Here is a 25,310-nt window from a genome sequence, read left to right on the forward strand (position 1 = left end):
TTATTATTAATAATCAACAGCCTCTCGGGATCACGCTCTTTTAATATTAGAAAATTCAAAAACTAAGGAAATAATCACAGTGAATAATTTAACGAAAAAAGTTCGTTGGGGAATCCTTGCGCCTGGAAGAATTGCACAGAAGTTTGCACATGACCTTAAACTGTCAGACGAAAGTGAAATAATATCCGTTGTGTCTCGTGATAAACAGCGCGCCGAAGATTTTGCTGAAAAACATAATATTCCAGAAGTATTTTCAAACTATGATGACTTTTATTACCGAAGTACCTGTGATGTTGTATACATTGCCTCGCCTCATGTTTTTCACAAAGAACAGGTAATAGCCTGCCTGAATGCAGGAAAGTCGGTAATTTGTGAAAAACCTGTCGGTATTTCATCGGCAGAAGCCAAAGAGATGATCGACCTGGCAGTAAGCAAAAAGCTGTTCTTTATGGAGGCGATGTGGACGAGATTTTTCCCTGTTATAGAGCGCGTTATAGATGCAGTTACTAATGGAAAAATTGGGCAAGTCAGTATGATTAAAGCTGATTTTTGTTTCCGGGCACCACTGGATTTTGAAGACAGGTTATATAATCCCAAATTAGGGGGTGGCAGTCTGTTGGATGCAGGCATTTATCCTATTACATTCGCACAATTTTTCTATCATTCAGAACCAACCATAATTAACACTGAGAGAGTAACGACGCCTACTGGTGTGGATGGCACCGGTGTGTATGTACTGCGTTACCCTGGTGACAAACTGGCTATTCTTTCATCATCAATACTGACTAAAACGCCCTACAATGCCATGATTTGTGGTGAAGAGGGTTACATTGTGATTGAAGACTTTTTATGCCCACCAAAAGCGACATTCCATTACAGTGACGGTACGGTAGAAACATTCGAGAATGAAACTATTGGCAAGGGCTATTTCTATGAAATTAAAGAAGTGGAAAGATGTTTGTCACTTGGCTTGATTGAAAGTCCTAAAAGGACTCACGCTTCGACTATTGAAGTACTTGCAACAATGGATAAGATACAAAACACTTGGGGTTAACCCTCGCACTACAGATTTTAAATTGAGCCAACAACACGATGCTTTATAAAAAATCAGCCATCTCGATGGATGGCTGTTTAATAAACTTGGCTTAATCTCTAATCGTTCAATTAAAATATTATTTAGCGATAACCACCAACTTCTGATTAGCGAATTCCTTCATCCCTAAGTCTGCCAGTTCATGACCATAACCTGATCGTTTGACGCCACCAAAAGGCAACTCTGGTGCAGTTCCGCTTTGTGCGTTGATAAAGACCATGCCAGTTTCAATAGCAGATGCCATTTTACGGGCCCGATCCATGTTACTGGTCCATACCGAACCGCCTAGGCCATAAAGTGAATCATTTGCTAGGGTGATGGCAGCCTGATCATCACTGACCACGTAAATTTGAGCAACGGGTCCAAACAATTCCTCATGATAAGCAGGATTGTCAGCAGTGATATTCGTCAGAATAGTGGGCTGGTAATAACACCCCTCTCCACTAATGGCTTCACCTCCAAGCAGCACTTTTGCCCCTTTTTCTATTGCTTCATTGACTTGGGTGACCAATCTATCGCGCGCTGCGGTCGAACACAAAGGCCCCAGGGTCGTCTGCTCATCAAAGGGATCACCAATACGAGCTGCCTGGAATGTTGCCTTAAGTTTCTCTACAAATGTCGCAGCAATTTTTTCATGCAAAATAAATCGCTTAGCTGCAATGCAGACTTGGCCACAATTGTTCAATCGCGCTTCAGCACCATTTTTTACAGCGCTGTCGATATCAGCATCTTCGAGCACCACAAAAACATCATTGCCACCCAGCTCAAGCGTAGACTTCTTAAGGTGTTTACCTGCTTGCTCAGCAACAGCGCTGCCAGCACGTCCAGAACCAGTTAATGCCACGCCTTGTACTCGATTATCAGCAATCAGACCAGCTACCTGATCGTTTTCGATAAACAGGTTGGTCCAGGCACCTTTGGGTGCGCCTGCCTCATTCACCAGCTTTTCAAAAGCATCGGCGCAGTGCGGGACATTAGGCGCATGCTTGGCCAGAACCGGATTACCTAATGCAAGATTGGGTGCTAACGCCCGGATTAACTGGTAATACGGGTAGTTCCAGGGTTCGACAGCAACGATAATTCCCACCGGATGAAACTCTTGCCACGCTTCACCCAGCTCGCTCGGATAGGGTTTAGGCTGCAAGATCTCCTGTGCATGTTCTGCATAGTAGCGTGCGACCTGAGAACATAATCTAACTTCACCACGGCTTTGATTGATTGGCTTACCCATCTCCCTGCTGGCGATCGCAGCAAGTTCATCGACACGGGCATCAATTAGGTCAGCAAGACGTTTCAATACCTGCAAACGTGGTTGAATATCTCCCTGGCTCCAAGAAGAGTGAAACAACCGATCAGCCACTTCCAGTGCATTTTTGACAGCCGAGTCGTCATGCATGGGCCAGCTTTTCAGCAACTGGTTAGTCGCAGGATTGATACTTTGATAGGAAGACATTGGTACTCCTTCATTAACGTAGGTCGAGGAAGAAAGATGTAATGTCCGGCTTTCGAGCGCATCCCAATAAGTCTCTTGTTAGCTTTTTGCATTCATTTAGTCAAAGCGTCGGCATTCAGCTAATTTAATGAGAGTTATTTGTGACCTTGGGTACGTCAATGACCAGACAATATTTAAATGGGGCGTGAGTGTTTTATACCACTCTGAATTTATGAGGGGAACCTCTGGCGGTGACGTTGAGCAATGAACAAAAGTAGTGTTCAAACCTGGTGACGATAAAAAACTACATATATCTTAGCCAAAGAGAAGTCCTTATAAAGGTATTGTATCTTATATGAGCAAAAGGCCGGAGTTATCCGGCCTTTTAAATCAGAAGCTGATCCTTTCTACTTTTCCCACGACAAAAATATAAGAAAGTGCACCTACCAGAGCAACAGCTGAAACGAAGATCAGTGCTGGCGCAAAATTACCCCCACTGACGAGATAGCCGATCACAATTGGAATGACGATAGATGAAAGGTTGCCAATAAAGTTGAACGTCCCGCCCGTTACGCCAATTGCTTTAACTGGAGCTATAGCAGAGATGAGCGTCCAGGTTATGGAAGAGAATCCGTTTCCAAAGAACGCCAGTGTCATGAAGCAAACGATTAAGGTTGTATCATCGGTGAAATTCGCACCAATGATCGATGTGGATAACAGCAGACCCAAAATAATAGGCAACTTGCGCGCAAGTGTGATGCTATGACCGCGTTTGATCAGCCAGTCAGAGAAGGTTCCTCCTAGCAATACCCCCACAAATGCGGCCAGGAATGGGATTGAGGTAAGGAAACCTACCTTGATAAAGTCGAGGTGGCGATATTGCACCAGATAGGTCGGGAACCAGGTCAGGAAGAACCAGAGCATTGAGGTTGACGCGAACTGGCCAATATAAACACCCCAAAGTTTGCGACGAGAAAAGGCCATTTTCACCTGTGACCAATCCATCTTTTGCTTGGCATCGGTCTTATCACTCACGGTCGCGGAAATGACACCGCCCCCCTCCCGGATATAATCAATTTCAGCCTGATTTACTTTTGCATGTTCGTTCGGCTGACGGTAGAGCGTATACCATACGATGCCCCAGACAATCCCCACCATGCCCATCAGGATGAACATGCCTTGCCACCCGATCCATGTCTGAATCGCCACTAATACCGGCGTCAAAAAAGCCACACCGACAAACTGTCCAGAAGTATAGCAAGCGATTGCTTTACCCTTCTCATGCTCAGGGAACCAGGCCGTTACAACCTTATTGTTCGTAGGGAAGGCTGGGACTTCGAAAACACCGATAGCCAGTCGCAACCCAAACAGTGCCGCAAAGCCCTGGGCGAAGCCCATTAATACTGTCATGGATGACCAACCAACAAGCATCAGGGTATACAACACGCGCGGAATAAGTTTATCAACAATAAACCCGCCCGGTATTTGCAGCAACGCGTAGGTCCAGCCAAATGCCGAGTAGATGTAACCCATTTCAATGGTGGACAGCCCAAAGTCGGCTGCGATGTGAGGCCCTGCAATGGAAAGATTACTTCTGTCCATGTAGTTAATAACAACTGCTATAAATACCATAAACAGAATGAAAAACCTGACTTTCGTTGGTTTTTGATTACTCATACAAACCTCTGTCTTTTTATATAAGGCACATTTTTATGTACAGAGTTCCAGGGCGAATAATGTTATTCACCCTGTCACTTCTGTTTATTAATTTTTTGAGGATTTTTTATTTAAGTAGCTGGCTAATAGTTTTTCCTGACTTGAGCTCTCTGTAATGATTTTCTACCTGAGTGATAAGTTCTGCGTCACTGTCAACGCCACTGAGTTTGGTTAATACTTCACTCGGAGAAGAATAGGTATCGAGAAGCTTTTCGTTTTTCTCACCCCACAGAATCGCTGCGGCGATCACAATGGCAATGGTATCCGTATCACCATGAATGTCTTTGATCATATTCGCTGGCGCGATCATGCGATCATCTGAACGCAATTTTCGACTGACTTCACGTGCGTTCTTACTGACATAATCTTCGATGGTATGATCACTGAATTTTTTCAGCGCATTGTTTGAAAAGTTGGTTTGCGACTCCGCATCTACGCCCAATACTTGGCAAAGTGCTTTGTTTAATTCCGGCACCACGCGTTGAATTAATGCGCGTACTTCAGCATCATTAGCTGAAGTGGCATAGTCCTCGATGCCTTTGTAAGCACCAACATAAGTCACGATAGCGCTGATAAAGTTATAAGTGTAAATCTTCCGTTTCAGCAGGCTGCTCATATCGGACTCTGGATCAAGACCTTCAACCGCCAAAGCGCCACCTAATGCTGCCGCATTGTATGGAGCACGATTGTAATTCTCAGTACCGATATCAAGGCGGGTTTTCTTTAATACATTCGTCGTACAGAAAATGGCTAATTCTGCGACTTTAAAGTCGCTGGTTCCGCCTGCCTTAGCCGCCAGTGCTTCACTGAAGATCTGTCCCGGGGATACCCCGTTTTCGCACACCAGAATAGTCATCGCGTCCAGACCAGTTGCGCTTCGACGGCGCAAAGCAGGTGCGATTTCCGCAGCCACTGTCGGTAAATTCTGCTGTCCGACAGAAATCAGTAGGATGTCAGCTTTCTCAATCGCCGCATCAGCTTCAGCGGAACGTGCAAGATGTGCATCGAAACCCTGAATATGCAGTGGTTTTACTGATTCATCAAAGCAGTGCACGGTAAAGAAATTGTCTTCCTGAAGATATTTAACCGTTTTCTCATTCTTATCAATAAACGTCAGGTGATAACCACTTTTGAAAAAGAAACGAGATACAAAACCACGGCCAGACTGGCCGGCACCGATAACAACAGCTGAAAGTCTATTAGTCATGACGAATAATTCCTGAATTTATAAGAAGAGTAATTTTTTCCCTGATGCTGGCAGCTAAAACACCGTCGGTCGGAATGTGACAGACAGTTTTAAGAATGTGGTCGATACCTGACGTCTCGCGCAATTCTTGTAGTTTGAGTGCGAGTTCATCTTCTGGATTATCAAAATAAAGGGCGGCAGCAATGGAAGTTGCGATGCCGTCAAGTGGTAAGTTGTACTCACCCACTAACCTTGCCGCGCCAATCAGGCGATCGTCTGGCCCCAGCTTACGAAGTGGGTCTGCAGCATGTCGACGTACATCATCAATAATCGCGTAATCCTGATACTTACGCTTCGCCTGTTCCGAGAAAGCCGTTTGCTCTTCAAGACTGCAGTTGTGACGACGGGCTAATGCGGTATTCGTCTCTGCATAAACACTTTCCAGCACAGACACGATAAAAGGATCATTGGCAGCTTCTGCCAGTGAGTAAAGCTGCTTCAGATAACCGAGATAGGCGATGGTGGCATTACCGGTGTTATAGGTAAAAATCTTGCGTTCAAGGAAGCCAGCAAAATTGTCCTGAAACACGATGCCAGGGATAGCGGGGCGTGTTCCGCAGAGGTTGTCTGCGTCAACAGGCAGCTCCCAGAAATCCTGTACTGGCACTACAAGCGGGTCGAGCTGCAGCATTTCTGGGGTTGGGTCCACCGCTGAACGCATTACTACAGCCTGTGCAACCCCAGTTCGTGCCTTAAACAGTACCGCGTGTTCTGCACTGAGACTTTTACTGATGCTTTCAGACAGGACACGTGCAGGATCTTTCCAGTTCTCACACGTAATGATGTTTAGCGCATCCAGTCGGGTATTACGCTGATAACATTCTGTCAATGCCGCGGCGATAGTCGCCCCCAGCGACACCAGATTTTTGCCCCCCACCGACGTGAAGATCACATCCGCATCTTCAAGTTCGCCGGCAATACCCTGGATATCATGCAAACTGAGGCAGCGGTAACCTTCCACCAGGGTGTTTTTCTCCTCTGCGCCCATGACATGAACGGTAAAGCGGCCACGCGCGCGCAACTGCTCCAGCAATGGCACATTGAGGTCGACATAGACAATCTCCCAGCCAGCCAGATAAAGAAGTTGTGAAATAAAACCGCGGGAAATTTTCCCAGCCCCGAAAATAATGGCCTTCATTACTCTGCGTCCTCGAATTGATTGATATTGGTATCGAAAACTTCTCTCAGCGCGTTATAAAGGCTGAGGTAAGTTTCAAATTTGCGGTTGTACATGGCATGCCTTGCCGGATCTGGAATAAAGACCTTTGAGGTGCGTATCATATTTTCTGAAGCCGTCGCTAAGGAGTCATACCAACCCAAGGAGTAAGCGGCGAGAATGGCTACGCCGAGGCAACCCGCTTCAGTCGTGTTAAGCTTGCAGAAAGGCACGCCGAGAATATCCGCTTTGATCTGATTCCAGATATCCAGCGCACTGGCGCCCCCGGAGACCACAAACTGTTCGGGCATACTTTCAAGGCGTACCGCGCTGGCTTTCAGAGCAAAACCGACGCCTTCCAGCACTGCACGTGTCATATGGTCTTTGCTGTGATGTGCCCGAAGACCGAAGAAAACCCCCTGCGCATTGGGATTCCACCACGGGTTACGTTCGCCATTGATGTACGGCAGAAATATCAGTTTTTCAGCACCTGCGGGTACGCGGTTTACATGGCGCTCGATATCGACGTAATTTTTACTCACCGCGATATTGTTCATATACCACTGCAACGCCTGGCCCCCAGATGAAGTCACACCGTATGAAAGCATGACGTCATCAATAAAAGGCAGGCAGTTGATACCTTCCGGTGAGGCCTTAAGCGGCTCAGAACTGACAAAGCCAATGTGTTCAGACGTACCGGTTATGTCGAAACCGCAACGTGATCGAGGAATGCCGATTGTTCCGAGAATCGCTGCGTTAAGATCGTTCCAGCCCAGTACCACCGGAATACCCGCAGGAATATTGAGTTTTGCAGCCGCTTCGTTGGTTAATTTACCCGCCGTTGCCCATGGATTGTCATGTGGCGGAATAATGCTTTCAGGTACGCCAGCCCAGTTAAGCAGTACAGAGGAGAGTTTGCGGGTACGCTGGTTCAGGATCCCCTTTAAGCTCGTGAGATCTGAACGCCATACTCCTGTTAGTTGCCAGATGATGTACTCTTTTAACTGAACCAGATGATGCGCACGTGCGAGTAAATCCGGTTTATTATTGGCTATCCATTTAAGTTTTGGCGCGATGAAGGCAGGGCCAATCAACATGTCCATACCCAGTTCTTCACGTAGCTCTTTTTTCGAGAACGTATCGACTAATTCCCGGGCTTCCTGCGATGCACGGCTGTCCATCCACGAGATGATATTGGTCAGCGGCTCGCCATTCTCGGCGACAAGAAAGTGCGCACTGATTTGGGAGCTGATCGCCACCGCTTCGATACAATAAGTCTGCCCTGCTTCACTGGATAAACGTGCCAGCATTTCGCAGATATTTCGCCAGATCTCGCGCGGATCCTGCTCAACATGACCTGCTTCAGGGAAATAGAGTGGATAAGCTGCTTTATCTGAAAACAGCTCATGCCCGAACTTATCAATCAGGACCAGCTTGCTGGATGTGGTACCAATATCCAGTGTCAGTACTACCGAACTCTTCATCGTTTTTGCCTTAATTTGAGCTTTACCCCAAAATGAAACGTTTCATTTTTGTGTGAAAAAAAATCAAATTGCCCTGGTGGACTCACGAACAATCAACCCTGGCGTTAATAAAGTGGTTTCGTAATCGCTGGCATGACGTCCGTTAATACGCTCAAAAATGGTGTTTGCAGCCTGCATACCAATCTGCAGTGGCGACTGAGTTACCATCGTTATACGTGGAGAAATCATGTCCCACATGAAGTTATTTTCATTAATCAGGATGAGTGAGACATCATGCGGAATAGTTATCCCTAGCGACTTAGCTTCATTAATCGCACCCGCACATTGCATGTTGTTCACCGCAAGCAGAGCTGTCGGAGGGACAGACTGTCCCATTAACTGACGAAAAGCCCTTCCACCCTGCTCATGTGTGTAAGTACCATGAGTATGAAAAGCAGGATCATAGGCTATACCTAGCTTTTCCATTTTCAGCAAAGCTTGTTCATAGCGGTAGGAACCATGGTAAGTGCTCTGATCACCATGCAGGATGCCAATGCGCTTGTGGCCAAGCGACTGCAGATGCTGTAAGGCCATCTCTATTGCGAGCGGGAAGTCATCTCCAACATAGTCACAGGGTATGTCTGGCACATATCTGTCCATCATTACCACAGGAATATTACGCTGAATGAGTGAACAGATTTTTTCCCGTGTTTGGCCGGTGCTACAGATGATGATCCCATCGCTACGATTGCGTTCAAACATATCCAGGCTGTCGAGCTCTTTATTCACAGACTCGTTCGTTGAACTGATAGCCAGGTTGTAATGATGGGTCACTGCAACTTCTTCGATACCTTTAGCCAGCGCCATCTGAAATGAGTTCGTGATGTTTGCCAGCAATACTGAGAGTGTGCGTGAATTAGAGGTACGCAGATTCTGGGCGATACTGTTAGGTGAGAATCCCAGATTAGCAATTGCATTCATGACCAATGCTTTACGACGTGGGCTTACAGTAGGATCGCCATTGATGACCTTAGAGGCCGTCCCCAGCGATACACCTGCTAAATTAGCCACATCTTTGATAGTTGCTACCATGCTCATCTCATAATGAAACGTTTCATTTCGACCGTAAGCTACATTTTTAGCTGATGCAATGTCAAAAAACGGTAGCCTATAATGTGATCTATATCTCAGTAAACTTGCTTAATGTGTCGACCTATCGACTGAGGATTAAACCGATTGTGCACTGAGAGTTAAAAGCAACGGGTAATGAGCAGAGAGTAGTGTTGTGTATTGCGAATCATTGGCCTGCTTGAATTGCACCGGCGTAATACCAATAACAGCTTTGAATGCGCGCGAGAATGATTGATGGGAGGAGTAACTATAATCAACTGCGACATCAAGGATGCGCTTTTTGCTACCTATGATAGATTGCGCGGCATGGTAAATCTTTCGATTACGGATAAAAGTAGCAAGCGGCAAGCTGGTTTTGCTTTTGAACAAACGTTGTAAATGTCCGGGGCTGTAACCGGTGAATTTGCATAATTCCTCAATGCTTAGATCTTCTTTGATATCTGTTTCAATTTTAACCAAAAGCGCTGCTACAACCTCTTCACTACAAGATTTTACCTGCATCATGGGAACCTGTGTTGGCTAAAAATATTTCTAAGCGAGCCATTAAGCAGAACCGGTCTTACCGATTTAAAATAGCCATTGGTACGAGGCTTGAACCCCGCACCATTAGATATTATATATAATTAGAATTTTATTACTAATTTTCCAAAATGATTTTTTTCTCTCAGATTGGTATAGGCGAATTCAGCCTGTTCAAAGGGGAAAACATGATCGATGAAAGGTTTGATTTTCACCTTGGTAAGCGCGTTTAAGGTGGATACTGGGCCCACATAGATGCCTTGCAATGTGATGCGCTTTTCTAGGATTGAACCGGTATCGATATTGCCATCAAAACCGGTTAAAACGCCCATCAGTGAAATGCGACCACCGCAGCGAACCGCTTTTAGCGTTGAATTGAGTGTTGCTGGCCCAGCAACATCCACGGCTAAGTCCGCCCCTATACCATCCGTCAAGCGGATGACCTCATCAGCCCATTCAGGATTCGAGCGGTAGTTAATTGTATGGTCAGCACCCAGTTGACGCGCTCGAGCCAGTTTATCATCAGAGCTTGAGGTGATAATCACGCGTGCCCCAGATGCTTTAGCTAATTGCAAAGCAAAAATCGACACGCCTCCGGTGCCCAGCAACAATAATGTTTCACCCGGCTGCAGAGGGCGCCGTTCAAACAATGCAGACCAGGCAGTGACGCCCGCACAGGGCAAAGTAGAAGCTTCTTCAAAGCTCATTTCATCCGGGATGAGGGTGATGCCAGATGCCGCCACCGCAACCTGTTCTGCTAACACCCCGTTTACATCAGGGCCGCCTAAAGAAGTCGCTTTCTTCTCTGCCGAATACTCACCCTCTGTCCAGCCTGGCATGAAACCAATGACCACCCGATCACCGACCTTGTAGTTTTTTACATCGTCTCCTACTGCAGCGATAACACCAGCGCCATCGGATAAAGGAACACTCCCTTTCGCTAATTCAGCCACCAACAGATCGCGGTAATTGAGTGACGCCGCTTTCATTTCGATAATCACCTGGTCTGGCTTGGCAATCAAATCAGGTCGTTCAGTCAGAGCGAGAATCGGATGGGTATGTCCCGTTAGCGTGTAACTTTTCACTTTTTATCTCCTTGAAAAAAATGCAGCATAACAGGACAATTACTGTTTAATAAGTACGCACAAAATTGGTAAGTAGTATCATGAATGATAGTAATGGCATTGACGAAAGCATTAAGCGTGGGCGCCGGAAAGCCCAGCGTACGGGCTGCGCGGTAGAAGTAACGATCTCTGTAATTGGCGGGCTATGGAAGCCCGTTATTCTCTTTCATTTGCTTGAAAGAAAACGCAGGTTCAACGAGCTGTGTAAGCTGACATTATCAGCCACACCTCGCATGATGACGTTACAGTTACGAGAGTTAGAGGCTGACGGCATCATAACCCGAACTGTGTATGCAGAAGTTCCGCCGAGAGTGGAATATGAATTAACGCCCTTGGGGCAATCACTTGAACCTATTTTGCTCACTATGCGGGACTGGGGGCAAACATTTCAGGAATAGTTGATAATCAATAATTAATATTAGTCTATTGATAAAATTGTCATCGCTTCCATAAATTAGCATAGGCAATGCTCTTCTCTCAGAGATTGCCTGATTTTGAAGTAAGAAAAATTAATACTTTAATTGCTCACTTACTTGAAAAGCTTATCTGACGATTAAAGCCTTTGATAATATGATCGCCCGCTACTTCTTTGTAGAGAACCACATTTTCGGTCTCAATGGCATTGATGATCTGGTCATGTTCATCACAGAGCAACTGTAGATCAGGCACGCCTCTCTCCTCATGGAACCGCCCTACTTGTGGTCCATAATTCAGCGTTCCGTACATCTCTATAATAAGATTGTTACGTGTAATCGAAACGATATACTTATGAAATTCTGCATTGAGGTTGATGAAGTAACTGTATTGCTCATATCTCGGCCCATAATGGTGCGTGCGCATCGCAACATTAAGCCGCTTTAATTCCTGAATCTCATGTGGGACGATATTTTCAATCACCATTTCCCCAATCGCAGGTTCCACCAGCAATCGGGCTTGCTGCCACTGAAAAATGTCACGCTCATTGGGTTTCTGCGCAACATGAAACCCTTTGTTATGCTCCAGCACTATCAATTTTTCTGCAGCAAGGCGAAACAGCGCTTCTCTCACCGGTATACTACTGACCCCAAATCGCTTGCTGAGCGGGCTTACCACGAGTCGCTCGCCAGGCGTTAATTGGTTTGAAATGATCTCTTGCTTCAGAAGGTCATAAACTTTGTGGCTGATGCTCTCGTTCTGCAGCATGGTTTCTCTCTAGAACTCAACAAAATATATAATATTCTATCATCTGCCCTAAGATTGTACAGATTGAGTAAACCCGCTGCAGAACAGCTAATGAGAACCGCTAGCCATTATACTTTGCTGGCAAGAGATACTCCTGCAGGCTAAACCAGTTTCCTTCAGGACGTGGGTATTGCTCATCGGGTTGCCGGCAAATCGCATAAACCTCGTCAACTGCAGCAGCAATGCTCTTGGCGCTGTGTAGTACATCGATCTCCAGATCGTAGGCATAACTTTCTCGATGTTCTAACCAACGCACTTCGTTTCGGTCACGGGCAAAGTTTTTACCTAAAACATGGTTTGTACTGGGTTCAATTCCCAAAGCGAAGCATCCCTCGCTGAGGGCTTGCCACTCAAACTGACAAGGGAACTGCGCTTTCAGGGTAGTGACCTTGACTGCCAGCCCCTCTCCAGCATTCAGCCGACGGTTAATAAGCAGGACAGGAATGCGACCATTTTGATCCGCCATCATTTCATGTTCATAAACCTGCTCATTGAAGTTCTTCTTAGGTTCCGACTGAATCGCATAACCCACTCCCTGGCTTTCATATTCCTGTTCGTGTGCGGCCCAAATTACTCTGGCGATTGGCGCAACATATTCCGTTCCTTCATCAAGCAAAGGAAAACCGAAATTCAGATGATAGAGATACATATGCGTAGTGCGATTGAAACCCATGTTAACGACTTCATCATGCAATCTGATCTTGTCAGAACCTAGGTCAACCTCAACAGTGCGATAGAGCCAAAGGTTTTCTGCGAAGACGGCTACCTGTTTAACCAGACCTTTAGCCCACAACGTACATGAACCATCTTCGTTCCAGCGCTCACCATATCCCATCAGGTGTGCTGGACTGTTAGCAACCCGGCCATGCAAGGGCTGAGTCATCTGCTTCCGGGGCGGATAGTGATAGTGGGTAACGTCATCAGTTGCAGGGAAAAGGTTCTGATCTAAACCACAGGTTGCGTTGGTGCCTGAAAAAGAGCGCAGCCAGCCAAAACCATTTTCGCCATCATGTTCGTGTAGTGAAGGATGTCGCGTTCCTGTTGATGAGAGCCAGCCTAGATTTGTTCCTCCCCAAGCGCAGTCACCTAGATCAAATCCGCGATCGATATTGATGGTGAACGTTAAGCCTGAACCTGAACGGAATTCGAGCACGCGCACGCCCTGCTCAGGACCATTTTGCAATGTGACCAGCCTTACGCCTGCGATTTGGGCTAACTGACCGGTTCGTTGCTCAAGTTCCTTACGCGTCCATTCCTTACCAAAGAGAAATACCATACGGACCCCCAAAAATGATTTAAACGCATCAACATCAATCAAGAATACATTCTAATAATCGGTAGTGTTATGTTTTTTATGTGTGTTTAATCACATATCCTGGAACAAAAAGGGGAGTTAAATGCAAAAAAAGCTTCCAAATTGGTTTGTGAATTGAAAATTAAAATGATGTAAACAAATCATAATGAAAAAATTCAGGGATGATTTATGGATGATAATGGTGACAACTGAGTGCGGGGAGTCGCCTTTGGAAAGGGATAAGAAACGAGGTAAATGGAAGAGACCTGGTGAAAACAGCGCCTAACCTATTGGTTAGGCATTGAACTCATCAAATTTCATCACTGTAGATATTTTCTGCCGTGACAATATTGATCCGAACCGGCAGGGTATCTTTCACCGGTTCTTTATCTTCAAACAGGTTACGGACTGTTTTTATGAAGTTACTGGCTTCAACATGATGGTCCTGATGTATGACATAGTCGACTTTGCCTGTCACAAGTTTATTGATGACACTCTCTGTCATGTCGTGGCAAATCACCACAGGGCGTTTCGCAGGATTAATTTGATCCATAGCATCAATGATTTCTGCAGCGCCACTCCCGATGACATAAACCCCTGAGACATCCTTACTGTCCTTGAGATGCTGCAGAGCCAGCGCAGTGGTGTGGCTACGGTCTTCATTCATGGCATAGCTTTCTGCGATGCGCACAGGAATTCCTGACTCTCGAAGAATACCTCGGAAGCCGATCTCACGCTGCAAATGCCCTTGATATTGGGTACTCCCTGTAAATACCAACACAACCCCACTTGAGTCGGGCCGATTTTTTGCCATGAGCAGGCCAGCCGTACGCCCGGCAGCACTGTCGTTAATGCCAATATGCGCCCACGGCGTGATTCCACTGATGACACTCAGCAAGGTGATGACTTTCTTCCCGTCCTTCTGCAAACGGTTAAGCATCACGCTGACCTGAGGATCGTCTATACCGACCAAGCCAATAACATCCGCACCTGATTTCTGCACCTCCAGCAGCACTTCTACAAGCGAACTACTATTGAGATTTTTATAGCGATACGTGTTTAATGTCAGGCACGTCTCGGTCAGACTTTTAGCCTGAATCGCCATCCCAAGATTGTTGATCAATTCATTATCGGTATCAGGAATGATAAGAACTGTCTTGAGTATCTGCCCAGAAGATGCCTCAGGCGCCCTGATTGCGACATTTTTGTATGAAAGTTCTCGCGCTGCCAGAAGTATACGACGTCGAGTTTCATCCTTAACACCGTCACGCCCATTGATTACACGGTCTACGGTTGCGGTTGAATAGCCGGTAACCTCTGCGATTTGCTTGATAGTTTTTCTGTTAGACATCAACGCTTCCTATGGTCTTTTGCCGCGAAAAGGAGTGACATTCCGGGCTACCCATTTAGGCTAAATCAATTTTGGTTATAGCATCGGTCGTTAATTCTCATCGCTTTTAAGCAGACATGCAATTCTTTGCTTTCCACATGCTTACAAACTCATCTGTTTCCTCTGACAAGGTAAGAAGCAGATGGGCTGCAACGCTTCATGTCAGGGTACCGTAGCTTGTTTAAGACCGTAATAAACCGAAGGACGTATAGGGTCGAGTGAGCGGGTAAAGTCAGCATAGAGGTTTTAGGATACGCGCAAATGCTGTGGGCTCTGACCTGAACAATGCAGAATGTTGAGAATGCTGAATAATATTAAGGGTATCAATCGATACCCGACTTCTAAATCTTTAAAAAGGAAGTAAGCAATTTAAAATAGCACCTGAACATCAGCTGCTTTTGCCATGTCATTTATCGCTTCAGGTAAAGGCTTATCTGTGATGATGACATCTATCTTTTCCATTGGAAGAATTTGATTGAAATACACTTCGTCAAATTTACTGCTGTCGACTAACAAAATAGTTTTCCGGGCATGCTTCTGGTAACACTGTTTTACTGCAGCCTCTTCCCTTGTGCAGTCTGTCGCGCCCTGTTCTGCGCTAAGCCCACGACATGAAATGAAAGCAATATCAGCATAATAACGTGAAATATAATCGCAGGTATCCTGACCGCTAGCGCTTGATCGTTTAGGGAATACCTGTCCACATACGCAATTAATGGAAGCATCTGATTCGTCTGAAAGCAAATTAGCAGCTTTAATACCATTAGTTAACACCGTTAATCCTGTGAAGTTTTTAAACTTCCTTGATAGATATAATCCAGTGCTACTGGAATCAAGAAATATATTCAACCTATCATGCAAGAATGTTTCTGCAATATCTGAGATGTACTTTTTCTTATCACTATTGTGCTTTACTCTTGCATCAAAAGGAAATTCAACATGCGTTGGAAAAATGAATGAAGCGCCACCACGAGTACGATGAATCAGGCCTTCTTTTTCTAACTGAGCAAAATCTCTGCGCAGAGTAGGCTCACTGACAAAAATAGCTTTAGACATCTCTTCGACGGTGGCGAATTTCTGAATTTCAAGTAACTTGATAATTTGATTACGGCGTTGATCAGGAAACATAATAAACCCTCAACATCAATTATTGTTAACTTTCGACAAATTATAGGGACGTCAAATTTAAGGGTCAATATGCTGAACAGTGATCTCGCGCGAGCGTTTTGCCATTTGAAAAACGATTTTTTTGTGACATGAATCACAAAAAAATGCATTTGAACCATAGATTTATCAACTTTAATGATCTTTACTCACAATTACCTCACGCCCGTAAGAAATAATCGACTCTAAAAAAATCCTTTGCGGCAGCATTTAATTTTTATTTACGTGACATCAATCACGTTATATAAATCAAAAAAGAACGCCTGACAAACACGTATCAAGGCTAAAAACCTGACACCAATTCATGTAACACCTATACCCCAATTGATATATTCCCTCCTGAAATATTCAACGTCCTATTGACCACTTACTTTGTACATTGCTCAACCTGACCGCCAATTATATTCATACGCCATCCCCAATGCTATGTTCAATGCATGTCGAATAATTTACGACAATATACCCCCTAATATAAGTTGGAGATTGAAAGATCATGGTAAATGAAAATAAAACTCGAATTATTACGCCTGGTAAATATGATGCGCTGCGCAAGGTCACCAGTGAACAGGGATTCTTCGAAGTAGCTGCAATGGATCATCTGATTGAATTTGAAGCATTATATGGTACCGAGCCAGCTTCATTTGGTCGGATTGTTGACGCTAAGGCCGAGTTGGCTGCTGCCTTGGGTCCGCATGCCTCTGCTTTGCTGCTTGATCCTCAATACGGATTGCAGTCGATTGTCATGGGTGCTGTACCCAGGAATACGGGCGTGGTAGCTGCCCTTGAGCGTGAGGGCTATGCTTCACTCAATGCACCTAGAAGCACGGTGATGCGCGACGGCTGGAGTCCTCTAAAAGCAAGGCTTGCAGGAGCAGGAACGGGCAAAGTCTGCTGGTTTTATCGTCCAGACCTTGATGAATCAATCGGGGCATCGCAACGTGAATTGATCCAGCGTTTACAGGCAGAATGTGATCAAGCTGAATTGCCTCTGGTGGTTGAGCCAATCTGGTTCCCAGTACCTGGCGAAGACACCAAAAGCCCTGAATGGCGCGCCAAACGTGTCCAGGGGATCGTTTCATCGGCCCGTGAAGCGGATGAAATTGGTGTAGACCTTCTGAAGCTTGAGTTCCCTGGCTACGTAACCACAGATAAAGAGATTGAGGCATCCATTGTTGCGTTGAAAGAGCTGGGTGATTCTCTCAGTGTACCGTGGGTTATTCTTTCAGCAGGTGTTAACTACGAACAATTTGCTTTGCAGGTTGAACTGGCAAGTAAGGCAGGAGCTTCTGGGTTCATGGCTGGTCGCTCAGTGTGGGGCGAAGCAATGTCATTAGATCCAAAAGCACGCGCAGAAGGTATTCAAACGGCAATAAAACGTCTTAATACTTTATCTGCCATTACCCGCGCGCATGGTACACCATTCTTCCCTGCTCTGAATCTGGATGAAACGGTGAAAGAACTTCCAGCAAATTGGTACCAGAAAAAATAATTATTAAAATAATGCTCAATGCCTAAAAACGTTTAATATTGCATTGACATATTAAAAACACGTTGGATGTAATCGGACAAGGATGTCTACCATCATAAACGGCCATGCTAGCTGAAAATGATGTCACCAAAATAATAAACAAGTATTATGCTGATGATTAGTCTGAATTAACTCTTATATTAAATATAAATCCGAACCACCGCTAATTAAATTAAGCGGCCCCTACCCTACGCGATAAAATGATTGGAGATTCTCCACCATGAATAGTAAAAAAAGAATTCTCGTGGCTGGCCATACTTGTGTTGATCTTCTCCCACATATGGATTCCACACCAGGTTTTAACCCAGGGCAAACTTTCAAATTGGGGCCTGTCACCCAACGCCCTGGTGGTGTCGTACCAAACACCGGTTCCGCTTTAAGCCGGCTTGGTGTTCTGACCGATGTTCAGGCCTCTCTGGGCAATGACCTTTTTGGAGAGTTCTGCCGCACTTGGTTAGCAGAAAATATAACGGGAGAACTTCACCTTACGCCTTCGGCTTCTGGAACTTCCTACACGATTGTTGTTGAACCACCGGGAGCGGATCGGACCTTTTGGCACTATGAAGGCTCGAACGTTGATTTCCAGCCAGACTTCAATGTGAAAGGAATGGCTGGCCTCCATGTCGGATACCCATCCTTGGTGCCTTCTTTCCAGATGGATAACGGTAAGGCTTTGGCTAAGGCATTTAAAGATGCACGTAAAAAAGGAGTAACGACATCGCTAGATTTGGCCGTTGTTCTACCGGAATCCTCCGCAGCAGCCATTGACTGGCGTGCATGGCTGGGGACGGTGCTGCCTCACGTCGACATTTTTACGCCAAGCTGGGATGACGTCAGCAGTGCGCTAGGGTATTCACCTGAACCTGATGAAGCGTTAATTTGGAGTGTTGCCGAAGAGCTGCTTTCCATGGGCCCTGCGGTTGTACTTCTCTCAGCGGGTGGCCTTGGGTTTATGATCGCCACAGCAAATGGTGAAAGGCTGCGAGGAGCGGGAAAACTTGCTGCTCAGCTTCCGTCATCATGGAATAACGCTCGCCATTGGACGACGGCAGAACATTTCGACTCCATCATTACGGCAACAGGAGCGGGCGATCATCTCACCGCAGCGCTGCTAGATGCAATCAGCCGCGAACTCGAAATTGACGATTCTGCAATTCATATGCGTAGCGTGGTGGGCAATCATCTGCAAGGTCGCCCTCTGATTGCAGTTAAAGCTAACGGATTTGATAAAATTCCCGGAGCCGGAGTCGCTCATCATGTCTGAAGACCATAAATACTCATCAGCAGAAGCAGAAGCAGTGGCGCAAACTCATCTTCCTGATGCCCCAAAAACCCGAATAGTCGGCAGCATGATTGATGGGATTTCCAAAATATTCCTACCTGTTGTTAATGTCTTAAGTGCTGCCGGGATACTGAATGGGATGATCGCAGCGGCAACTTCAGCGGGAATACTTTCGCCAGATTCTCAAAGTTATATTGTATTAAATGCAATGGCGAAGGCTCTTTTCTATTTTCTGCCGGTATTTTTAGCTTACACCACGGCTGAATTAGTTAATGCCGATCGCTTTACAGCGGTGCTACTGGCGGGAGTGTTGGTCTTTCCTGAACTGACACAAGCCATACATAGCGGAACACACCTCACATTTTTTGGCCTACCTGTAGGAGATGTCTATTACCCAAGCACGGTGATCCCCATCATTTTGGGGGTGATTTTGCTAGGGTATGTGGGAAAAGCAGGTACCCGAATATTGCCTGCCGTCATTCAGGGCCCGTTTAACCCACTGCTGTCGATTCTTATCGTAGGAGGAGCAGTATTAGTTATTCTTGGTCCCGTTGGCGCCAATATTGGTAACGGTCTAGCGGCGGCGTACAGCTGGCTCTACGCACTGAGCCCTGTAGCTGCCGGCTTTTTGGTAGGTGGTTGTATCCAGATTATGGTTCTGTTTGGATTCCATTGGGCATTAATTCCTATCGCTGTTAACAATATTGCGACCCAAGGTCACGATACTCTTTTGACCTTTTTTGCCTCTTCAATATTCGCACAGGCAGGGGCTGCACTAGCAGTTTGTATCAAAACACGTAATCCCGCTTTTCGTGGAGTTGCAGCTTCAGCATCACTTAGCGCATTTTGCGGCGTGACGGAACCCGCGATGTTTGGTGTGACATTACCTCTGAAGAAACCGTTAATAGCAGTATGTATTTCCGGTGCAGTAGGCGGAGCCGTCATTGGCTACTCAGGCGCGTCAGCCATGAGTTTCGCAATCCCTAATGTGGTCACCCTTCCCGTCTTTTTCGGGTCTGGTTTTGGTTTGTTCGCTGCGGGATGCATTATCAGTACAGTACTTTCTTTCACATTGAGCCTTTGTATGAAATACAAAGCAGACTTTGTGGAAAGTACTTCGACTAACGTGTCCCCATTGAAGAATTAAGATGTTGGATGAGTAATTCGGAGAGGGGAAAAGAAGCGCGTAATTATTACGCGCTTCTTTTTTAATTACTTCTCGGGTAATGCATACGCCATGATGTAATCACCTGATGGCGTTTCCATGAAGTGATGTCCACCCGCAACAATAACCAGATATTCCCGGCCATTTTGCGTGTAAACAATCGGGTTAGCCTGACCACCCGCTGGTAATGGCACACTCCACACAGTTTTACCGGTAGTAATATCGATAGCACGAATCAGATCGTCTGTCGCAGCAGCCACGAACACCAGCCCCCCGGCAGTAACGACTGAGCCACCATTATTCGGCGTACCGATATCGATAGGCAAACCGGTAGGCATATTAAATGGACCATTTTTACGCGCAGTACCTAATGGACGATCCCAGATAGTGTGCCCGTCACGCATATCAATAGCTCTGATGCCACCGTATGGCGGTTCTTTACATAACATCCCGGTGAATGGTAAGCGCCAGCCCGCATTCACATTGACTCCATAAGGAACACCTACCTGCGGTGCACCTGAACCTTCTGCGTGGCCGGCCTCTGTAGGATTAAATGGAATCTGGTCACGCGTTTTCCAGCCTAATTCATCCACTTTTTTGCGCGGTACCAGCTGTGCGTAGTTAGCCATATCATTGTAATTGGCAATGATAATGCCTCGCACCGGATCGATCGCTACGCTGCCCCAGTCTGACCCTCCATTGTATCCCGGATATTCGATGTAAGGCTGGTCAGCAGTAGGCGGAGTGTATTGACCCTTATAGCTTGCCTGCTGGAACTGAATACGGCAGACCATTTGATCAATCGGTGTCAGACCCCACATATCTTGCGGTGTCAGATCCGGCTTGCTCAGGTGGTGGAATGTTGAGTAAGGCTGAGTTGGTGAACGTGAGTCAGGCTCTACTCCTCCACCAGGAACCGGGCGTTCTTCTACGTCAAACAGAGGTTTACCGTTACGACGATCCAGAACGTAAATCTCACCCTGTTTGGTTGGAATGATAATAGCTGGAGTTTTCTCGCCATTCTTGGCCGGGTAATCCACAAGTGAAGGCTGAGAACCCTGATCATAATCCCATACGTCTTTATGGGCAGTCTGGAAATTCCAAACTGGCAGACCGGTTTCAACATTCAAGGCTGTCAATGAGACTGAATATTTATTAACTGCATCGCTTCGCTGACTGCTGTAGTAGTCACCCGAGGCATTCGCTACAGGTAAGTAGATCAGCCCTAACTTGTCATCACCAGTGAAGTTGGTCCAGACATCTGGAGAACCTCGTTTATAAGCATCTGGCCCAGTCCGTGGCTTGCTGATATTAGGTTCTGCAGCGTCCCAAGCCCACTTCAACTTACCTGTGCGGACATCATAAGCCTTGATAACACCTGGTGGGCCATAAGCACGCTCGCCATCAAGCACCTGGTGAGAAACAACCAGTGTGTCACGAACCACGACTGGAGCAGTATTGATGGACACATAGCCATGGTAGATTTCACCCATGTCCTCTGTGAGATCCACTGTCCCCTGATTACCGAAGCTTTTACAAACTTCACCCGTCTTGGCATTCAGTTCAATAACACGAGCATCCAGCGTTCCCATAATAATACGGTGCTGGCAATCATCAGAGTTATCAGCAATTGCAGAAACACTAGGCTGCTCGCCCTTGTTCATATCTGCGGTGGTGACATGGCTGTTAGTCTGCGCATCATACCAAGTTAAACCCCTACAGGCTGAAGTGTAAGGGATAGCCCTGTCTGTTACTTTTGGGTCAAAGCGCCATTTCTCTTTGCCCGTTGCTGCATCGATTGCAATGACCAAATTATGCGCAGTACAAGTATAAAGGGTATCGCCAATTTTCAGTGGCGTATTTTCTACTCCCCAACTTCTTTTTGGAAAATCTCCGCTGCGGTACTGCCATGCAACAGTGAGGTTTTTCACATTTTCAGGAGTAATTTGTTTTGATGCAGAAAAACGCTGGGAAGCAAGTGATCCACCGTACGTATACCAGTCCCCGACGTCAGGATTAGATGCTTTCCCATCTCCTGTATTTGCTGTGAATGCATCATTCACAGGCGCAGGAAGATTTGTTGTTGCAGTATAGTTCCAAGGTGTGAAAGGAATGATCCCTGCCACAATAAAAGCGACTATACACACAACACCGAAGCAGGTTGAAAATTTACGAGAGATACCAGGCTTCAGTGATGGCAACTGAAAAGCAAAAGCAATTCCTAACAACAGCATCACATCAAAACGCGGCACCCATCTCCAATAATCAAGCCCTGATTCCTGGATACACCATAACAATGAGCCGATAAACACTGCACCAAACCAGTAAACTGCACTGGTACGCTTAGCAAAAACTAGTGAGCCGGCAATGATACAACCCACTCCTGCGAGTAGGTAGTACCAGTTCCCACCCAGCGCGGCAAGCCAAACACCGCCGATACCCATAGCCAGCCCAAAGATAATAAGGACGGCAGCAAACGCTTTATTCCAGATGCTGAGCTTCTGGATTCTATTCACCCTGTTCAAAATTTATTCCTTAGCCATTAAATGATAATGCCGCCTGACTTTAACATTTAATGATTGAATAGAACATTTAAAACACATCAAAATGATCCATTAACATCATTATAAAATACAGGGTTAAGTAATTGAAGCTTCTTTGCGTCTGGAGCTTAGGCTTTTAGTGGGCTAAAACGTACATGACGTATCCATCTGCCCATAGATACAGGTGCACACTGAAGTGTCGCAGCATCGTCCTACTGGGAGCTAACTATCAGCCACTATGTTTTACAGTAACTGTGTCAATTTCCTGCCATTTCCCTAAGCAGCTTACGGAAAGTACAGATCGGTGTATCACTGCCCAAACCACAACCGTCTTCTGATTCAGTCTGAAGGGGCTTTGTCGAGGTGTGTAATTTCTTACCTGAAACGAAGGAGGGTTTACTCATAGAGTAGCCCGATATTTATTGAGCTCCTTATGAGTAAGCCTTCGACGAGTAATGCCCCAGCAGTGTGAGGCATTCATCTTTTAGCTGTTAGCTGTTAGCTGTTAGCTGTTAGCTGTTAGCTGTTAGCTGTAGCTGAAGTGTTGGCGCGTGATGAAAGCTCAAGGCTAATCTCTTCAAGCGTTCTGTTTCGCGTTTCCGGCAAATACTTATAAGCCAGCATGAAGTAGAGTCCACAGAAAAATGCATAGGTAAAGAATGGGAATCCGCCATTGAAGAGCGCCACCAGAGTATGGCTGTCATTCATCATCGGGAACGTTTGCGCCACAAGGAAATTGGATACCCATACAATCAGCACCGCCGCGGACACAAGTTTGTCGCGAAGGTGATTAGGGGCCAGCTCAGGCAGCATAATCCAAAAGATTGGACCAACGAACGCACTGAAAAATACAATGTAAGCAAGGATGAGAACAAGCATCCATAATGATGTCAGGTGGAGATAAATTAGCACACCCAACATGAAGATGGTCAATCCGCAACCGAGCGTACCTATCAACAGTAATTTTCTTCTGCCTGCTTTTTCAACGTAATATAACGCAATAAATGTTGATGAAAAAAGCATTACGCCAATCGTTATCTGTTGCCAGTAAGCACTTTCTCCACTGGCCAGTCCAATACCTTCAAGCAAAACGTTGCCATAATACAATACCGCATTTATTCCTGTAGAATTGACTAATACAGCCGTGCCAAAGACTATAAATGTCAGCAGTCTGTTTTTTTGACTGAATAACTTAGCGCTCCCACCCCGACTTTCACTTTTATCAAACGACTTCACAATGCTTGAGACCACGTTCAGCGTTTCGTTACTGCTGCCATGAACCAGTGAAATGACTTTTTTGGCCTCTTCTATTCTGTTGTTGCGAATAAGCCAGTGTGGTGTTTCTGGAATACTGAACAGAGCAAAGAAGAAGAATCCCGCTGGAAGCGCCATTGAAGCAAACATCCAGCGCCATGAGGTTTCCAGCGCCCAAACAGCATCAGCACTTGAAAATGCAATAATGGTATTGACGATGTAAACTACCATGATGCCACCTGCAATCATCAGCTGATACATCCCTGTCATCCTGCCTCTGACGGAGTGCGCGGAAATTTCACTGATGTATACTGGTACGGTTAAAGAAGCGAGCCCAACGCCCAACCCACCAATGATGCGAAATACCCAAAACATCGTGAAGTTAGCTGGAAGCGCTGTTCCGATAGCTGAGATAAAAATTAACAGAGCGGCAACCATCAAAGCTTTCTTTCTGCCCAGAGCATTGATGATTTTCCCTCCGAACATTGCTCCAAACATACAACCGACTAAAGCACTTGATACGGCCCAGCGACCTCCGTTGGATTCAAAGAAAAGTATTGAGTGAGATGCTTTAACGCCCCGGATATGACGGCAGTTCATAACCAAAAAGAAGCCCTCCAAGCGAAGCTATGGATGCTAATCGCAAATTAACTTTACTCATATTTATTCTCACTATTATATAGCAGCATCAGGAGTTGATGCTGCCTGGGCAGGAAAGAGGGAATTAACTATTTGCTATCTTATTGCGACCAATTACGGGGTATTGCTCCAAATCACATATAGATCCATTGACTGGATTCGACTCTTCAGAGAGCCAGAAAGCAATATGTGTTGCAATTTCTTCTGGAGTGAGAATATGCCCTCTTGGCGCAAATACTGGAGAAATATCCTTCATCCAGTCATCCGGCCGCCCTAATTTTTTCTGCAAGTCTATTTCACTCTGAGTCAAAGTCCATCCAACATTTAGTTGGTTAATTCTGAGTCCTTTTCCTGCGTGTGCATCTGCCAGGTTGCGCGTCATTGTTTGCAATGCACCCTTCGAGATAGAATACGCCAGTAGGTCAGGCTGCCCGCAATAGGCATTGATTGAACCTACATTGACTACTGTAATCTTCTGTTCAGAAAAATCGCGATTGCTCATCAGCGCTTTGATAAGGAATAATGGCGCTCTTACATTGACCGCCATCATCAGATCGAATTCATTTTCAATAATGCACTCAAGGTCATTACGAGGAAAATAAGCGGCATTGTTCACCAAACCATCGACATGACCAAACTGCTCACGTGCAAAATTTACGATTTCTTGTGGTGACCGAATATCAGCCAGGTCAGCCGTTAACCACTTAGCGTTCTGCTCTCCCAACTCTGCAGAAGCCTTTGCCAGCAGTTCCGCATTTGACTCGGTCGCGGTTAAAACGACTTTCCCACCACGCTGCACGATTTGCTTAGCGCTGGCAAACCCGATTCCTGAGTATGAGCCCGTAACAATATAAACCTTATCAATCAATGACATATTCTTCCCACCTTTAATCAAACTATTAACAAATGCCACCAAATGATTTATTCACATCATTTAATCAGGCCGATTT

20 protein-coding genes are annotated in these 25,310 nt (G+C 45.8%); 5 read left to right on the forward strand and 15 right to left on the reverse strand.

What is annotated here, in order from left to right; translation table 11 throughout:
* The first annotated feature begins 79 nt into the window (after positions 1-79).
* Positions 80-1,054 carry a Gfo/Idh/MocA family protein gene (locus HA51_RS04855; protein WP_158087360.1) on the forward strand — a complete coding sequence of 325 codons (975 nt, stop codon included), beginning with the start codon at positions 80-82 and terminating at the stop codon, positions 1,052-1,054.
* A gap of 118 nt (positions 1,055-1,172) precedes the next feature.
* On the opposite strand, the gene HA51_RS04860 is transcribed toward HA51_RS04855, so the two are convergent.
* From HA51_RS04860 to HA51_RS04895, 8 genes are all read right to left on the reverse strand, one after another.
* Entirely contained in the window at positions 1,173-2,546 is a 1,374-nt protein-coding gene (locus HA51_RS04860; protein WP_084932540.1) for an NAD-dependent succinate-semialdehyde dehydrogenase, read from the reverse strand.
* 369 nt (positions 2,547-2,915) lie between these two features.
* The gene (locus tag HA51_RS04865; protein WP_084932543.1) at positions 2,916-4,202 is read right to left on the reverse strand and encodes an MFS transporter; all 1,287 of its coding nucleotides are present in this window, start codon (positions 4,200-4,202) and stop codon (positions 2,916-2,918) included.
* Positions 4,203-4,308: 106 nt separating this feature from the next.
* Positions 4,309-5,448, reverse strand: coding sequence for a mannitol dehydrogenase family protein (locus HA51_RS04870; RefSeq protein ID WP_084932545.1), 1,140 nt, complete (start codon positions 5,446-5,448; stop codon positions 4,309-4,311).
* On the reverse strand, positions 5,441-6,625 hold the full coding sequence (locus tag HA51_RS04875; RefSeq protein ID WP_084932547.1) for a mannitol dehydrogenase family protein: 1,185 nt from the start codon (positions 6,623-6,625) through the stop codon (positions 5,441-5,443). Before HA51_RS04875 ends, HA51_RS04870 begins: the two co-directional genes overlap by 8 nt.
* The gene (locus HA51_RS04880) at positions 6,625-8,127 is read right to left on the reverse strand and encodes a xylulokinase (protein WP_084932550.1); all 1,503 of its coding nucleotides are present in this window, start codon (positions 8,125-8,127) and stop codon (positions 6,625-6,627) included. The genes HA51_RS04875 and HA51_RS04880 overlap by 1 nt, the downstream gene beginning before the upstream one ends.
* Before the next feature lie 63 nt (positions 8,128-8,190).
* Complete coding sequence (locus HA51_RS04885) at positions 8,191-9,198, reverse strand: LacI family DNA-binding transcriptional regulator (protein ID WP_158087361.1); 1,008 nt, start codon at positions 9,196-9,198, stop codon at positions 8,191-8,193.
* A 135-nt stretch (positions 9,199-9,333) separates the two neighbouring features.
* Complete coding sequence (locus HA51_RS04890; RefSeq protein ID WP_084932555.1) at positions 9,334-9,741, reverse strand: helix-turn-helix domain-containing protein; 408 nt, start codon at positions 9,739-9,741, stop codon at positions 9,334-9,336.
* 119 nt (positions 9,742-9,860) lie between these two features.
* Positions 9,861-10,841, reverse strand: coding sequence for a zinc-dependent alcohol dehydrogenase family protein (locus HA51_RS04895; RefSeq protein ID WP_084932557.1), 981 nt, complete (start codon positions 10,839-10,841; stop codon positions 9,861-9,863).
* Between the two features lie 80 nt (positions 10,842-10,921).
* Between HA51_RS04895 and HA51_RS04900 the strand changes: the two genes are divergently transcribed.
* Complete coding sequence (locus tag HA51_RS04900; protein WP_084932715.1) at positions 10,922-11,278, forward strand: winged helix-turn-helix transcriptional regulator; 357 nt, start codon at positions 10,922-10,924, stop codon at positions 11,276-11,278.
* Between the two features lie 127 nt (positions 11,279-11,405).
* Here the strand turns inward: HA51_RS04900 and HA51_RS04905 are convergent, their stop codons facing one another.
* The 4 genes from HA51_RS04905 to HA51_RS04920 form a co-directional block, all read right to left on the reverse strand.
* The gene (locus tag HA51_RS04905) at positions 11,406-12,062 is read right to left on the reverse strand and encodes a GntR family transcriptional regulator (protein ID WP_084932560.1); all 657 of its coding nucleotides are present in this window, start codon (positions 12,060-12,062) and stop codon (positions 11,406-11,408) included.
* A 100-nt stretch (positions 12,063-12,162) separates the two neighbouring features.
* Positions 12,163-13,419, reverse strand: coding sequence for an aldose 1-epimerase family protein (locus HA51_RS04910; protein ID WP_211282910.1), 1,257 nt, complete (start codon positions 13,417-13,419; stop codon positions 12,163-12,165).
* Positions 13,420-13,705: 286 nt separating this feature from the next.
* Positions 13,706-14,746: a LacI family DNA-binding transcriptional regulator gene (locus HA51_RS04915; RefSeq protein ID WP_084932562.1), complete on the reverse strand. Its 1,041-nt coding sequence runs from the start codon at positions 14,744-14,746 to the stop codon at positions 13,706-13,708.
* Positions 14,747-15,154: 408 nt separating this feature from the next.
* On the reverse strand, positions 15,155-15,913 hold the full coding sequence (locus tag HA51_RS04920; protein WP_084932565.1) for a DeoR/GlpR family DNA-binding transcription regulator: 759 nt from the start codon (positions 15,911-15,913) through the stop codon (positions 15,155-15,157).
* A 529-nt stretch (positions 15,914-16,442) separates the two neighbouring features.
* Between HA51_RS04920 and HA51_RS04925 the strand changes: the two genes are divergently transcribed.
* The 3 genes from HA51_RS04925 to HA51_RS04935 all read left to right on the forward strand — a co-directional run bounded on the left by HA51_RS04925 (position 16,443) and on the right by HA51_RS04935 (position 19,906).
* On the forward strand, positions 16,443-17,438 hold the full coding sequence (locus HA51_RS04925) for a tagatose 1,6-diphosphate aldolase (RefSeq protein WP_084932568.1): 996 nt from the start codon (positions 16,443-16,445) through the stop codon (positions 17,436-17,438).
* A 259-nt stretch (positions 17,439-17,697) separates the two neighbouring features.
* Positions 17,698-18,741: a carbohydrate kinase family protein gene (locus tag HA51_RS04930; RefSeq protein ID WP_084932570.1), complete on the forward strand. Its 1,044-nt coding sequence runs from the start codon at positions 17,698-17,700 to the stop codon at positions 18,739-18,741.
* The gene (locus HA51_RS04935) at positions 18,734-19,906 is read left to right on the forward strand and encodes a PTS transporter subunit EIIC (protein WP_084932574.1); all 1,173 of its coding nucleotides are present in this window, start codon (positions 18,734-18,736) and stop codon (positions 19,904-19,906) included. Before HA51_RS04930 ends, HA51_RS04935 begins: the two co-directional genes overlap by 8 nt.
* 65 nt (positions 19,907-19,971) lie before the next feature.
* Here the strand turns inward: HA51_RS04935 and HA51_RS04940 are convergent, their stop codons facing one another.
* From HA51_RS04940 to HA51_RS04950, 3 genes are all read right to left on the reverse strand, one after another.
* Positions 19,972-22,440: a membrane-bound PQQ-dependent dehydrogenase, glucose/quinate/shikimate family gene (locus tag HA51_RS04940; RefSeq protein WP_245840170.1), complete on the reverse strand. Its 2,469-nt coding sequence runs from the start codon at positions 22,438-22,440 to the stop codon at positions 19,972-19,974.
* 546 nt (positions 22,441-22,986) lie between these two features.
* Entirely contained in the window at positions 22,987-24,321 is a 1,335-nt protein-coding gene (locus HA51_RS04945) for a sugar porter family MFS transporter (protein ID WP_084932576.1), read from the reverse strand.
* Between the two features lie 124 nt (positions 24,322-24,445).
* A complete protein-coding gene (locus tag HA51_RS04950) occupies positions 24,446-25,234 on the reverse strand; it encodes an SDR family oxidoreductase (protein ID WP_084932579.1) in 789 nt (262 codons plus the stop codon).
* Positions 25,235-25,310 lie beyond the last annotated feature (76 nt).

It is taken from the genome of Pantoea rwandensis (genome assembly GCF_002095475.1).
In the GTDB taxonomy this organism is placed as follows: Bacteria; Pseudomonadota; Gammaproteobacteria; order Enterobacterales; family Enterobacteriaceae; genus Pantoea; species Pantoea rwandensis.